The 13,054-nt window shown below is 61.7% G+C and carries 13 protein-coding genes; 3 read left to right on the top strand and 10 right to left on the bottom strand.

Annotated features, from left to right (window positions below; translation table 11 throughout):
* Position 1 precedes the first annotated feature (1 nt).
* From L0977_RS20050 to L0977_RS20035, 4 genes are read right to left on the bottom strand one after another with little or no spacing between them, the layout of a single operon-like run.
* Complete coding sequence (locus tag L0977_RS20050; RefSeq protein WP_326491090.1) at positions 2-508, bottom strand: pilus assembly protein PilP; 507 nt, start codon at positions 506-508, stop codon at positions 2-4.
* 47 nt (positions 509-555) lie between these two features.
* Complete coding sequence (locus L0977_RS20045; RefSeq protein ID WP_234266635.1) at positions 556-1,248, bottom strand: type 4a pilus biogenesis protein PilO; 693 nt, start codon at positions 1,246-1,248, stop codon at positions 556-558.
* A 13-nt stretch (positions 1,249-1,261) separates the two neighbouring features.
* Positions 1,262-1,870, bottom strand: a complete 609-nt coding sequence (locus L0977_RS20040; protein ID WP_234266634.1) for a PilN domain-containing protein — start codon at positions 1,868-1,870, stop codon at positions 1,262-1,264.
* Positions 1,867-2,946, bottom strand: a complete 1,080-nt coding sequence (locus tag L0977_RS20035; RefSeq protein ID WP_234266706.1) for a pilus assembly protein PilM — start codon at positions 2,944-2,946, stop codon at positions 1,867-1,869. Before L0977_RS20035 ends, L0977_RS20040 begins: the two co-directional genes overlap by 4 nt.
* A gap of 223 nt (positions 2,947-3,169) precedes the next feature.
* Here L0977_RS20035 and L0977_RS20030 point away from each other — a divergent pair, with 223 nt between their 5' ends.
* Complete coding sequence (locus tag L0977_RS20030) at positions 3,170-5,599, top strand: penicillin-binding protein 1A (RefSeq protein WP_234266633.1); 2,430 nt, start codon at positions 3,170-3,172, stop codon at positions 5,597-5,599.
* Positions 5,600-5,620: 21 nt separating this feature from the next.
* Here L0977_RS20030 and cyaY read toward each other — a convergent pair whose 3' ends face one another.
* The gene (cyaY, locus tag L0977_RS20025) at positions 5,621-5,944 is read right to left on the bottom strand and encodes an iron donor protein CyaY (RefSeq protein WP_234266632.1); all 324 of its coding nucleotides are present in this window, start codon (positions 5,942-5,944) and stop codon (positions 5,621-5,623) included.
* A gap of 15 nt (positions 5,945-5,959) precedes the next feature.
* Here cyaY and lptM point away from each other — a divergent pair, with 15 nt between their 5' ends.
* Positions 5,960-6,163 carry an LPS translocon maturation chaperone LptM gene (gene lptM / locus L0977_RS20020; protein ID WP_234266631.1) on the top strand — a complete coding sequence of 68 codons (204 nt, stop codon included), beginning with the start codon at positions 5,960-5,962 and terminating at the stop codon, positions 6,161-6,163.
* Positions 6,164-6,170: 7 nt separating this feature from the next.
* On the opposite strand, the gene L0977_RS20015 is transcribed toward lptM, so the two are convergent.
* The 5 genes from L0977_RS20015 to L0977_RS19995 all read right to left on the bottom strand — a co-directional run bounded on the left by L0977_RS20015 (position 6,171) and on the right by L0977_RS19995 (position 12,144).
* Positions 6,171-6,776 carry a sulfite oxidase heme-binding subunit YedZ gene (locus L0977_RS20015; protein ID WP_442786658.1) on the bottom strand — a complete coding sequence of 202 codons (606 nt, stop codon included), beginning with the start codon at positions 6,774-6,776 and terminating at the stop codon, positions 6,171-6,173.
* Positions 6,773-7,774 carry a protein-methionine-sulfoxide reductase catalytic subunit MsrP gene (msrP, locus tag L0977_RS20010; RefSeq protein ID WP_234266629.1) on the bottom strand — a complete coding sequence of 334 codons (1,002 nt, stop codon included), beginning with the start codon at positions 7,772-7,774 and terminating at the stop codon, positions 6,773-6,775. Before msrP ends, L0977_RS20015 begins: the two co-directional genes overlap by 4 nt.
* 77 nt (positions 7,775-7,851) lie before the next feature.
* Positions 7,852-9,222 carry a c-type cytochrome biogenesis protein CcsB gene (gene ccsB / locus L0977_RS20005; protein WP_234266628.1) on the bottom strand — a complete coding sequence of 457 codons (1,371 nt, stop codon included), beginning with the start codon at positions 9,220-9,222 and terminating at the stop codon, positions 7,852-7,854.
* On the bottom strand, positions 9,219-11,357 hold the full coding sequence (locus L0977_RS20000) for a cytochrome c biogenesis protein ResB (protein ID WP_234266627.1): 2,139 nt from the start codon (positions 11,355-11,357) through the stop codon (positions 9,219-9,221). The genes ccsB and L0977_RS20000 overlap by 4 nt, the downstream gene beginning before the upstream one ends.
* A 169-nt stretch (positions 11,358-11,526) precedes the next feature.
* Complete coding sequence (locus L0977_RS19995) at positions 11,527-12,144, bottom strand: c-type cytochrome (protein WP_234266626.1); 618 nt, start codon at positions 12,142-12,144, stop codon at positions 11,527-11,529.
* An 86-nt stretch (positions 12,145-12,230) separates the two neighbouring features.
* Here L0977_RS19995 and yihA point away from each other — a divergent pair, with 86 nt between their 5' ends.
* Positions 12,231-12,941, top strand: a complete 711-nt coding sequence (gene yihA, locus L0977_RS19990) for a ribosome biogenesis GTP-binding protein YihA/YsxC (RefSeq protein ID WP_234266625.1) — start codon at positions 12,231-12,233, stop codon at positions 12,939-12,941.
* Positions 12,942-13,054: the final 113 nt, after the last annotated feature.

Raw genomic sequence — 13,054 nt, 5'->3', positions numbered from 1 at the left:
TTCATTTAGATGATTCCTCTTGCAATAGCAACGTCGCAGGCCGCTCGACCCACTCCCCTCCAGGGTCCTGCACCACTTCCCTCAGCACAATTTCCGACTCAGAGATCTTCTGGACACGACCGTAGTTTTGGCCGATGTAATTGCCAGTCTTAACCTGATACAGCAGGTTGTTGACCTTGAGAAGAGCCACTGGCTGCCCTTGTCGGGTCAGACTCCCAACCATTTTCATGGCATCCAAGGGATAGTCCTCCAAAGGTTCTTTGCGCCGATTCAACTCGGCCTCCAGCAACGCCGACCGAGCTTCACCACCAGCCTGAGCACCTCGCAGAACAGCCTCGAGCTTTTCGTTTGCAAAGGGATCCAACGTATCTGCGACCGTGTAGTTCTGCGGCTGAAAGCGTGTGGGCTCGGAGATCGGTTGCAATTTAGGCCTGACGGAACTCCGTTCAGCCACCATCCAAGCCCGAAGATCGGGCTGATCCGACGAAGAGCACCCAGACAACACCATCGTGGCAACACAGGCCATGCTCAGCAAAGTGAATTGGCACACCCTGCTCATTTTTTACCACCTTTGGCGTTGGACTTCGGCTTGTTCGCCTGCTCGGAAGCCGCCACCTCAGCCTCATCCAAGTAACGGAAGGTTTTAGCAATACAGGTCATGGTCAGCAAGCCATCTCGATCTTTCACCGGCGACAAGGTCAGATTATTCAGTGTCACAATCCGCGAAAGATTGGCAATGTCGGCGGCAAACATCCCGATGTCGTGATACCGGCCCGTCACACGCACGGTAATCGGCAATTCGGCATAGTACTGTTTGACAGAGACTTGACCCGGCTTAAACAGCTCAAACTGCAGGCTTCTTCCCAGCCCTGCCTGATTGATATCAGACAGCAATGCATCCATTTCCGATTTGCTCGGCAGTTGCTTTTCCAGTTGGGTCACATACTGCTGCACCTGCTCCAGCTGCTTCTTCAGTTCTTCAAGGCTGACAGCTTGCGCCACTTTCTTCTTGTAGTCAGCACGCAAGCTCAACTCGGTTGACCGTTCCTGCTCCAGCGTTTCGTCCACCGATTTGATCAGTGCGAACCAGATGCCCACGATCACGAGGACGCAGACCAGCACATAAAGCAGGTACTTGGGCAGTGCCGGCCATTGAGAGGGGTCATTAGGGTCCAATCCCACGAACTGCGTCCGCAGATTGCGCACGACAGCGCCCATGTCCGGATTGAATTTCAGGTTCTTTGCCAAGATGACGTTCCCTTCAGCCCTTGGCAGCAGGGGCGGCGGAGACCCCAGTCTTGTTGACATTGGACGAGGGCCTCACCAGTGTCACCCGGATCGTGAAGTTCGAAACGCGGCGCGGATCCCCCTTCGGCCCGACATTTGCCGCCACAATCTCCACCAGCTCCGGGCGCGCAAGCCACTGGCTGGCATTGCCCAGGTTCCTCAACAGTTCAGACACCCGTTCCTGCGACTGCGCAGAGCCCGACAGCAGCACATTGAGGTTCTCCTGCTTCATGGAGCTGAGGTAAACCCCATCAGGCAACTGACGCACCAACTCCTCCAACAGGTGCACAGGCAGGTTCCGGTCAGCCTGCAAGTCCTCAACAGCGGTCTGTCTGGCCCGCAAAGACGCTATCTGAGCCTCCAGAGTTGCGACGTCCTTGATTTCTGCTTCGAGCTTCTTGATCTCGGCCCGCAGGAAATTGTTGCGGTCTTCCTGGGCGGCGATTTGCCCCTGATACCAAGTGTAGACAGCACCGCAAATCAGCCCCCCCAACAAAGCAGACAAGCCCAGTTGCGTGAAGAACTGCTCCTTGCGCTTCTTCCTGGCCGCTTCCCGGTGCGGCAATAGGTTGATGAGAATCATTGGTGGAACCTTCGCAGCGCAAGGCCGGTCGATGTCAGGTACGAAGGCGCTTCACGCGCAATTTTGCGAGCATGCACCCCGGAAGCGATATCCATTCCCTCGAACGGGTTGACCACCATACAGGCAAAGGAGGTCTGGTGCGTCACGGCCTCCTTCAAGCCCGGCAAGGAAGCGCTACCTCCTGCCAGAAGAATGTGATCCACCCGGTTATACGGGGTACTCGTGAAGAAGAACTGCAGCGCCCGACCGATCTCCTGAGCCATGTTCTCCAGAAACGGATTGAGAACCGCCGTCGCGTAGTCTTCCGGCAACTCGCCAGAGCGTTTTTTGGCTTCAGCCTCATCGGCAGAAAAGCCATACTGGCGCACGATCAGTTGGGTCAGCTGCGCCCCCCCAAAGGCCTGGTCACGCTCGTACACCACTTCTTCGTTGCGGATAACCTGCATACCCGTGGTCACCGAACCGACCTCAAACAGCGCCACCAGGGAGTCCACCCCCTGATTGGGCAGCGACTCGATGACACGACTGGCAGCCATGCGGGACGCATAGGACTCAACGTCCATGATCACAGGCTTGAGACCCGCGGCCTCGGCCAACCCCTGACGATCAGACACCTTCTCTTTGCGCGAAGCCGCGATCAGCACTTCCACATCCCCAATGGATGTGGTGCTGGGGCCCATGACGCAAAAATCCAGGCTCACCTCGTCCAACGAGAACGGAATGTACTGATTCGCTTCGGACTCAACTTGCGCTTCCAGTTCTTTTTCAGACAGACCACCCGGCAAGATGATCTTTTTGGTGATCACCGCCGATGCAGGCAAGGCCATCGCCACCTGCTTGGTCTTGCTGCCACTCTTGCGCACCACCCGTCGGATGGCATCGGCAACTTCATCAAACTTTTCGATGTTGCCGTCGGAGATCCAGCCTCGCTCAAGAGGCTCAATGGCACAGCGTTCCAGAACGAAGTCGCCGGCCCGAGTACGACCCAGCTCCACAAGCTTGACACTGGATGAACTGACATCGATGCCGAGCAGCGACGCAGGCTCCCGGCTGAAAATAGACCCCAGTGATATCAAGGCGGCCCCCAAAAAAATACAGGCTGGCAGCACGCCAGACTTAAGGTTTCACTTCAATGCTAGCAGCAAGCCCTTTGAGCAGCAAAGATTTATCGACAACTCTACAAATCGAAACGTTGTCAAAAGCATACGGGAAACCTGCACACTGAGACAGGCTTCGCATCCACCAGTGTGACCTCCGCCACGTCGCAGATTTTTATAATGCGACAACAGAGACCGACCCATGCCTCAAGACCCCTCCTCTTCGTCCTCCAAACCCGCCACTGTCCCCCACTCCCGTCGCCGCTGGACAGCCTGGCTGGGACTTGCTGCAGCATGGGCGCTGGGGTTGGCTGCGGCCGGCGCTCTCAGCATTGTGCTTGCTGTGGGCGTCGCGCTGGCCATTGCCTATCCCAATCTGCCCGAAGTCGCCGACTTGGCCGACTACCGGCCCAAGTTGCCTCTGCGCGTCCTCACAGCCGACGGCGATCTTATCGGCGAATTTGGCGAAGAGCGGCGAAATCTGCTGCCCATCAAGGAGATTCCGCTGGTCATGCAGCAAGCGGTGCTGTCCATTGAAGACGCCCGTTTCTTCGAACACAGCGGGGTCGACTACCGCGGCATGGTCCGCGCGGCACTGGCCAATCTGGGCCAGGCCAAAAGCCAAGGCGGCTCCACCATCACCATGCAGGTGGCCCGCAACGTCTACCTGTCTGCAGAGAAAAGCTACACCCGAAAGATCTACGAGATCCTTCTGACGTTCAAGCTCGAACACCAGCTGACCAAGGAGCAAATTCTTGAGATCTACATGAACCAGATCTTTCTCGGTCAGCGTGCGTATGGCTTCGCCTCTGCGGCGCAGACTTATTTTGGCAAGGACCTGAAAAACGTCACGGTCGCGGAGGCGGCCATGCTCGCCGGCCTGCCCAAGGCGCCGTCTGCCTTCAACCCAATCTCCAACCCCAAGCGAGCCCGCACGCGACAGCTCTACATCATTGATCGCATGCTTGAAAACGGCTTCATCACCCGCCAGCAGGCCGAGGCTGCACGGGAAGAGCCGCTCAAGCTGCGCTCCGCGACCAAGGAAGGCAAGGTCGCAGCCGAATATGTGGCGGAAATGGTTCGGCAGTCCATGCTGTCTCAGTACGGAGATGAGGTCTACACCCGAGGCCTGGTGGTCACCACCAGCATCCGCTCGGTAGACCAGCAAGCCGCCTACAAAGCGCTCCGACAGGGCGTCATGGACTATGAACGTCGCCAGGCCTACCGCGGCCCCGAGGCCTTCATCGATCTGCCTCAGGATGCAGCAGCCCGCGACGATGCCATCGACGACATCCTCAATGAGCATCCGGACAACGGTGATCTGTGGTCGGCCGTGGTCCTTTCGGCCGACTCACGGCGGGTTGTGGCAGTACGCCACGACGGCGAACCCTTCGAGATCACTGGCGACGGATTAAGGCCGGCCACTTCAGGGCTTTCCGACAAAGCGCCCCCGAAGATCCGCATCCGCCCTGGCGCAGTCATTCGCGTCATACAGACAGGTCCGAAAGCCTGGCGCATCACTCAGCAACCTGAAGTTGAATCGGCTTTCGTGGCGATGGACCCCCAAACAGGGGCGATACGGGCGCTGGTGGGTGGCTTCGACTTCCAGAAGAACAAGTTCAACCACGTCACCCAAGCCTGGCGCCAGCCCGGCTCCAGCTTCAAGCCCTTCATTTATTCGGCCGCCCTGGAAAAAGGGGTCACGCCAGCGACGATCGTCAACGATGCGCCCCTGTTCTTCAGTGCGACCGAAACCGGTGGCAAGGCCTGGGAACCCAAGAACTATGACGGGCAGTTCGAGGGACCGATGTCCGTGCGACGTGCGCTGGCCCGATCGAAGAACATGGCCTCGATCCGGATCCTGCAGCTCATCGGTACACAAAGTGCCCAGCAATGGGTCACCCGTTTTGGCTTTGATGCCAGCCGGCACCCTCCCTACCTCACCATGGCACTGGGTGCTGGTGCCGTGACACCCTTGCAGATGGCCTCCGGGTATGCCGTTTTTGCCAATGGCGGCTATCGCGTGAACCCGTCAATCATCACGCGGGTGACCGAAGCCCGGGGCAAGGTGATCTACGAAACGGCAGATCGCCCCCCCCAGGAGGGACAGCGGGCCATCGACGCCCGCAACGCTTTCGTGACGAGCAGCCTGCTGCAGGAGATCACCCGCTCGGGCACGGCTGCGCGGGCGCAGGCCACGCTCAAACGCCCCGACCTCTATGGCAAAACGGGCACCACCAACGACTCGGTGGATGCCTGGTTCGTGGGGTACCAACCCACACTCGTCGCCGCGGCCTGGGTGGGCTACGACACGCCTCGCAACCTGGGCAGCCGGGAGACCGGTGGCGGCCTGAGCCTGCCGATATGGATCAGCTTCATGAGCGAAGCGCTCAAGGGTGTCCCCGTGGCGGAGTACAGCCCGCCACCGGGGGTGATCAATGTGGGGGGCGAGTGGTACTTTGAGGAATTTGGTCCCGGCCGCGGTGTGCACGGCATTGGGCTGAACGAACAACCCTGGCCGGGCACGCCCTCAATGGAAGGCACCACAGAAGGCCAGAACGCCTTCCCTTCTGGCAGTCAGGGACAGAACGCCGAAGAGCGCCGAAGCATCATTGACCTTTTCAGGAACTGATCTTCTCGAAGCGCAGCAGGCTCAGAACCTGAGGGCCTGGCCGGCTTGCGCCGAAGCATGCCGGTCCAGATCGGCGAAAAACTCGCCCTGCCCTTTGGTATCGACCCAGGCCGTTCCGTCAAAGCGGTAATGGAACCCGCCCGCTTTGGCCGCCATCCACACCTCGTGCAGCGGCTTCTGCAGGTTGATCACGATCTGGCTGCGATCAGCGAACACGAGGGTGATCATGCCCCCTACACGCTGATTGTCGATATCGGCGTCGGTGGCGTCGTTCAGCCTGTCGCAGGCGAGCTCCACACGGCGCAAAAGCGCTTCGGCGTGGTCGAGATATTCGGAGTCGGTCATTACAATCCTTGCATCATGAAGCGTCGCCAAATTCTAGGATCCCCGGACAGCCTCACGCGCTCGGCAACTGTGGCCGCCCTGTTCTGCACCGGGTTGCTGCTGGCTGGCTGTGGGCAAAAAGGCCCACTCTACCTGCCTGCGCCCCAAGGGCAGCCCGTCAAGCCGGCGGCGCCGGTTTCGGCCGACGTGATCGAAGAAACCACCCAGCAAGGGCAGTAGTCCCGTCTCAGTGGGCTAAGCGGCGGCGCCTTCGCAACAGGCGCCATGCCAGCAGCGTGCCCAGCAAAACAGCGTAGACCGCCACTTCGGCGAAATCGCTTTTGCCTGCACGCATCCAGTAGAAATGCAGGATGGCCAGAACTGCAACGGCGTACACCCCTCGGTGGAGGGCTCGCCAACGCAAGGCCCCCAGATAGCGGATCACGCGGTTGAAAGACGTTGCCGCCAGCGCCAGCAGCAGCAACCAGGCCAGAGTCCCCACCAGAATGAAAGGCCGCCGGTAGATGTCGGACACGATGTCGGACCATTCCCAGCCCATGTCGAACCACGCGTAAGACACCCAGTGCAGGCTGGCGTAAAAGAACACGAACAGCCCCAGCATCCGGCGAAAACGCGCCAGCACCGCCCACCCGGTGATCTCTCGCAAGGGTGTCACCGCCAGCACCGCCACCAGCATGCGCAAAGCCCAGTCCCCCAAAGAGCGGATAAGCGCTTCTGCCGGGTTGGCTCCCAACTGATCAGCCAACGCAGCCCAGAACAGGTAGCCCGCCGGCGCCAGCAGCCACAGGAACAGCACCGGCTTGAACACCGGATGGCCGAGCCAGCGCATCAGTAAAAGGTCTTGAGGTCCATGCCGGCGTACAGCGCCCCCACCTGGACTTCATAGCCGTTGAAGCGCTCAGTTTTGCGCCGCTTGGCGAACAGACCGCCTTCCTCCCCAATCCGGCGTTCCGTGGCCTGGCTCCAACGCGGATGCGGCACGTCCGGGTTCACATTGGAGTAGAAGCCGTACTCCTGCGGCGCCGAACGTCCCCAGGAGTTCACTGGCTGGCGCTCGAGAAAGCGGATTTTCACCAGGCTCTTGGCACTCTTGAAGCCATACTTCCACGGCACCACCAGTCTCACCGGGGCGCCATTCTGGTTGGGCAGGACCTGGCCGTACATGCCCACGGCCAGCAAGGTCAGCGGATGCAGGGCCTCATCCATGCGAAGGCCTTCGATGTAGGGCCAGTCCAGCACCCGCCCGCGCACGCCACGCATCGTGCCAGGATCGGCCAGGGTCGTGAACTCCACGAACTTGGCGCTCCCCTGCGGCTCGACCTTGCGGATCAACTCGGCCAGCGAATAGCCCACCCAGGGGATCACCATCGACCAGCCTTCGACACAGCGCAGGCGATAGACACGTTCTTCAAGCGGTGCCAACTTGAGCAGGTCATCGATCCCCAGTACCTGCGGCTTGTTCACCAAGCCCTCGACCGCCACCGTCCAGGGCCGCGTCTTCATCGACCCCGCATATTGCACCGGGTCCGACTTGTCGGTGCCGAACTCGTAGAAGTTGTTGTAGCTGCTGGCATGGTCGTACGAAGTCACGCGCTCGACGGTCTGCGCACCCGCCACCGCAGATGGTCGAGCAGCAAGCCGCGGCAAACCGGTCGGCGAAGCGGCCCCCTGCGCCAGCGCATCGCGCGCCGCCCAGGTGGCAAGCGCCACCCCGCCCGCCCCCAGGGCGAGCCGTTGCAACCACTCACGACGCCCAAGGTAGGCGCTTGGCGGCGTGATCTCACTGGGAACGGGGTGCTCGAACCCGGTATCGGCAGAACGGATGATCATGGCGGACTCCTGACTTTTCCAGTCGTCGTTCGAATCCGCAGATTCTTACAAGTTTCTGCAAAACGGGTCCCCCGCTGTCACAGTGCCCCGTAACTGTGCAGACCGGAGAGGAACATGTTGACGCCGATGAATGCGAAGGTGGTGATGGCCAACCCGACCAGCGCCCACCAGGCCGCTACAGTGCCACGCAAGCCCTTCATGAGCCGCATGTGCAACCAGGCGGCATAGTTGAGCCAGACGATCAGCGCCCACGTCTCCTTGGGGTCCCAGCTCCAGTAGCCGCCCCAGGCCTCGGCCGCCCAGAGCGCTCCCAACACGGTGGCAATCGTGAAGAAGGCAAAGCCCACGGCAATGGCCTTGTACATCACGTCATCGAGTACCTCGAAACTCGGCAGACGCGAAGCGATGCGGCGGCGGCCAGCCAGGATGCCGCCGACGATGAGGGCGGAGACCCCGAAGTAGACAAACCAGTAGCTGCCGCCCTTGTCGGTCGCTCCCTGGCGGAACACGAGGGGCTCGAAGCACAGCACCACGCCCAGCACCCACAGCGGCGCCAACTTCCACCAGCGCGTCTCCGTGGCGCTTTGCTTGATCAGGTAGGCAAAACCCAGCATCGCGGCAATGGCAAAAGTGCCATAGCCGATGAAGTTGGCGGGCACATGCAGCTTCATCCACCAGCTCTTGAGTGCGGGCACCAGTGGCTGGATTTCATGCGCTTCGCGCACGACCGTGTACCACAGCAGGAAGCCCACCGCCGCACTGACCACGAGCAGCGCAAACGCGCCCATGCTGCGGGTTCGGTACTGGTCTTCGTAGTACAGGTAGAAAGCGGCCGTCATCCAGCAGAACAGCACAAAGACTTCGTAGAGGTTGCTGACCGGAATGTGTCCGATATCCGGACCGATCTGGTGGCTTTCGAACCAGCGCACCATGGTGCCCACCAGCGCCAGCGTCACGGCCACCCAGGTCAGACGGGACCCCAATCCTTCAAAGGCGGCGCCCCGACCGTCGCGCATGAACATGCCGCCCCAGTAGAACGCCGTGCTCATGAAGAACAGCATGCTCATCCACAGAATGGCCGACTGGCTGGAGAGGAAATATTTGAGCAGGAAGACGTGATCACCCCGCGCCAGATCGGCCTGCCCTTCCGGGCCATGGTAGAGCCAGATGGCCAGCAGCGACAGCGCGGCCACCACCACCATCAGCACCCGCAAAGGGCGCCAGAACCAGCCCAGCCAGATCAGCGAAGGCACCGTGCCGGCCAGAATCCACTTTTCGTAGATGTCCATGGACGCGTGGTAGTGCGCAAACGCCCACAGCCCCCCCGCCACCACCAACAGGGCGAAGAGCCAGTCCCAGGGGTCGCGACGAGCGAAATAGCCAGGCTCCAGCCCGGCGGAAAGGTCTTTGCCGCGTTTGAGGTCGATGGTCCGGGTGGCGGTGTTCATGGGGCTTCTTTCAACAACTGGCGCTTGAGGACATCGAACTCACGGTCCGCGTCCATGGTCTTGCGATTGGTCGACAGGGCCATGCGGGCATCCGCGCCTGCGCCGGCCGGCGTGAGCCAGACCCACAGGCGCCGGTCACGCACGTAGAGCATGGCAAAAATCCCGAGGATCAGCAAGACACAGCCCAGATAGACGATGTTCTGCCCGGGCGCCCTCGCCACCTGGAACACGCTGGCCTGCACATGGGTGAAATCCTTGAGCTGGAACGCCATGGGCATCGGGTAGAAGAAGCTGTCACTCAGGCTCATGACAGACAGGGTCATGAAACGCTGCGTCTGCTCGCCGCGGTCCAGCGGGGGCAGGCCGGCCTTTTCCCGCGACAGCTGCATCAGCTCATAGAGTGTGCCGTTGAGAATGCGCACGAGCACATCGCTGGCCCGCTCCCGCTCGGCTTCCGGCACGTTGGCCTCCAGAAAAGCCGAAATGGCCTGGAGCCCCCCGCGCACGTCCGGCAGCCCCGGAGGCATCTGCGGGGGGCGCGGAGGCACCTCGGCACCGGCAAAGAGGTCCATGGCCCGAGTAGCCGATGCCCGCAGCGCCTCGGCCAGTTCGGGCCGACCGCCTTCGACGGCGGCCACGGCATAGCGCCGGATTGCCTCGGTCCGCAGGGACGGATCGTCCAGCGCGGCACGCAATCGGGTAAACCCGTCCAGACTGTCGTTCTCGTCGGCGGGTATGCGCAGGTACCGGAAGGGATCGGCCGGGGTTTCACGCATGCCCATCAGGAACATGCGGTCCCCATCGATCTGGACCGGCAGCATGTAGTTGTGGAATTCGATGGCCTGCCCGGCCGAATCACGCAGCTTGTAGGTGATGCTGGGGCCGACATTACGCAGCACGCGCTCGGTCGCCGTCTTGTTCCCGGCGCCGAGACGGCTCTCGATCGATGTGCGGAGGTCCACCTTGCGCACATCGACCCCGGACTGCGCGGCATCGTTGCTGAAGTTCTCGACGTTGATGACCCGCAGGCCCGTGTATTCGAGCGACAGCTGGCGGTCGCCGTTGGAGATCGCGGTCGAGCCGCCGATGGTGCCAGACACCTCCAGCGGCTGGACCGCCCCGTTGACAGGCACCGCCTGCAGCGTGACGAGCGAACCACCATCGTCAAAACTCGACTGGTAGATGCTGATGCCTTTGTACTGGGCCGGGTGGTTCACCTCGACCCGCGCAGGCAGTTTCTCGCCCGTCTCGTGGTCGTGGATCACGATGTCGCTGGCAAACAGCTTGGGCATACCGGTGTCGTAGTACTCGACGATGAACTTCTTCAACTCGACGGAAAACGGCAGGTCCTGCAGCAGCACCCCCTGCGCCTGCGGCAACACCGCGGTGCCCGAAGCGGTGCCTTCGGTCACCAGCAGGTTGCCACGGAATGTGGGGTTGGCCGGCGACAACCGGTGCTTGGCCGGCACATCGGCGATCAGCCCACCGCTCAGAAACGGCTCTTTGCCGTTGAACCAGGTCTGCGCGCGCACCACCAGATCGCCATCGAGCAAGCCACCGATACAGATCAGCACGATGGCACTGTGTGCCGCGAGATAGCCGATCTTGTTGGCTGCCCCCGCTTTGGCCGCCACCATCCAGCCCTGCCCACCGGGCAGTTCCCGCGACTGCAGCCGGACCTTCCAGCCCGCGCCCAGCAAGGTCTGCCCAATGCGGTTCGCTGCTGCCTCAGGCGTTTCGCCCAAAGCGCCCTCCGCACGGTGCGGAAAGGCCTTCAGGCTCTGTTCGCGAATGTTCTCTTTGTAGGTCTTGAAGTCGGCAAAGATCTTGGGCGTGTGGCGAGCGATGCACAGGCTGGTGCTTACCACGAGAAAAGCCAGGATCAGCAGGAACCACCAGGCGCTGTAGACCGTGAACAAATGGGCCCGCCCGAACACATCGGCCCAGAACGGGCCGAACTGGTTGACGTAGTTGTTCAGGGGCTCGTGCTGTTTGACCACGGTGCCGATCACCGAGGCAATACAGATCACGGTCAGCAAGCTGATCGCGAACCGCATGGAGGACAGCAGTTCAGTGACGTCGCGCAGCAGGGGTGACAGACGTCGGGGCCGCAAGCCTTGGGTGGAAACGGTCATGAAAAAGGCCAGACAGAAAAAAGGGCGCGCCCGGATGACCGGAACGCGCCCCATTGGATGCGCAGAACAAGCGACGGTTCAATGGTCCTATGGAAAACCCGCCCCTTTTGATCAAGGTCAACCGGGCAGGCCCTGCGGGCACCACACCGGCTCCCGTGCGACAACGGAATCAGCGCAGACCGGCGATGTAGTCGGACACGGCCTTGATCTCGCGATCATTCATCTTGGCGGCCACGCCGGTCATCTGGGGATTGTTCTTGCGCACGCCATCGCGGAATGCCTTGAGCTGGGCCTCGGTGTAGACCGCATGCTGACCCGACAGCCGCGGGTACTGCGCCGGGATGCCCGAACCGGAGGGACCGTGGCAGCCAGCGCAGGCCGGCACCTGCCGATCGGCAATGCCCCCGCGGTAAATGCGCTCGCCCAGGCGGACGAGATCCTTGTCGGTGGCTGCACCCGTCTTGGGCTGCTGGCCCGCCAGCCAGAAACCGATGTTGCGCATGTCATCGTCGGACAGCGCCGAAGCGAAGCCCTTCATGATCGCGTTGTCGCGCTTGCCGGACTTGAACTCGTGCAATTGCTTGACCAGGTATTCCGGATGCTGGGCAGCCAGCTTGGGATTTTCCGGTGTGGTCGAATTGCCATCGGCCGCATGGCAGGCCACACAGACCTGGCCGTACTGGGCCGAACCCTTGGCCAGATCGGGCTTGGCCGTACCCTGTGCCTGGGCGCTGAACGACAGGGCTGCCACGGCAGCGGCGCAAAGGAGCGAAGCGGAAATTTTCATTTCGGGGGCGGGCGTCGGTCGGGCGACGAATTCGGTTGAGGAATCGGGCAAACCAACTGATTTTACAATGGGTGACCGGTACCCCAATGTCCCCATCGATCACCATCCCCTCTTCTTCCGCCGATATCAAGGCCGCCCACGGGTGGCTGCACACGGCGCGCTTCCTCACCACGGCACCACAACTGGAGCACCTGCCTGCGCTGGAGGTGCCCGAGATCGCTTTCGTCGGCCGCTCCAACGCGGGCAAATCGACCTGCATCAACACACTGACCCAGCAAAAACGCCTGGCCTTCGCCTCCAAAACCCCGGGGCGGACCCAGAGCATCAACCTGTTCGCGCTCGGCAAGCAAGGGCAGACCGATGCCGTGCTGGCCGACCTGCCCGGCTACGGTTATGCCGCAGTGCCTCAGGCAGCCAAACTGCGCTGGCAGCGCGTGATGGCCAACTACCTGGTCAGCCGACCCAACCTGTGTGGCGTGGTGCTGCTGTGCGACCCGCGGCTGGGGTTGACCGAGCTGGACGAAGCCCTGCTGGACGTGATCCGCCCCCGGGTGGCCGAGGGCCTGAAATTCCTGGTGCTGCTGACCAAAGCGGACAAGCTCAACCGCGCCGAAGCCGCCAAGGCCCTGTCGATCGCGCGCCTGCAATCCGGTGGCGGCGAAGCGCGCCTGTTTTCCGCCCTGAAGAAACAGGGCCTGGACGACGTGGCCCTGCTGCTCAGGGCCTGGGCCGATGCGGCCACGGCTGCACAACCGGCACCAGAGGCCCCGCCGACAGCGCCGGACTCGGCCGACTGAGTAACCGTCTTGGAAGTCAAGCGCTGTGAAGCGATTTGTCCCAAGGTTTGCCAGTTCGGACCATGGCATTGAGCGTGGTCAGCAGCTTGCGCATGCAAGCGACCAAGGCGACC

It is taken from the genome of Hydrogenophaga sp. NFH-34 (assembly GCF_021401345.1).
GTDB lineage: Bacteria > Pseudomonadota > Gammaproteobacteria > Burkholderiales > Burkholderiaceae_C > Hydrogenophaga > Hydrogenophaga electricum.
This window is presented reverse-complemented; position numbering and strand designations above follow the sequence as displayed.

What these genes read in the sequence shown, in the direction of transcription:
- L0977_RS20030 (WP_234266633.1), top strand. Translation starts at nt 3,170, where the DNA reads ATGCCTCAAGACCCCTCCTCTTCGTCCTCCAAACCCGCCACTGTCCCC.
- L0977_RS20000 (WP_234266627.1), bottom strand. Translation starts at nt 11,357, where the DNA reads ATGACCGTTTCCACCCAAGGCTTGCGGCCCCGACGTCTGTCACCCCTG.
- L0977_RS20040 (WP_234266634.1), bottom strand. Translation starts at nt 1,870, where the DNA reads ATGATTCTCATCAACCTATTGCCGCACCGGGAAGCGGCCAGGAAGAAG.
- yihA (WP_234266625.1), top strand. Translation starts at nt 12,231, where the DNA reads ATGTCCCCATCGATCACCATCCCCTCTTCTTCCGCCGATATCAAGGCC.
- L0977_RS19995 (WP_234266626.1), bottom strand. Translation starts at nt 12,144, where the DNA reads ATGAAAATTTCCGCTTCGCTCCTTTGCGCCGCTGCCGTGGCAGCCCTG.
- ccsB (WP_234266628.1), bottom strand. Translation starts at nt 9,222, where the DNA reads ATGAACACCGCCACCCGGACCATCGACCTCAAACGCGGCAAAGACCTT.
- cyaY (WP_234266632.1), bottom strand. Translation starts at nt 5,944, where the DNA reads ATGACCGACTCCGAATATCTCGACCACGCCGAAGCGCTTTTGCGCCGT.
- msrP (WP_234266629.1), bottom strand. Translation starts at nt 7,774, where the DNA reads ATGATCATCCGTTCTGCCGATACCGGGTTCGAGCACCCCGTTCCCAGT.
- lptM (WP_234266631.1), top strand. Translation starts at nt 5,960, where the DNA reads ATGAAGCGTCGCCAAATTCTAGGATCCCCGGACAGCCTCACGCGCTCG.
- L0977_RS20050 (WP_326491090.1), bottom strand. Translation starts at nt 508, where the DNA reads ATGGTGTTGTCTGGGTGCTCTTCGTCGGATCAGCCCGATCTTCGGGCT.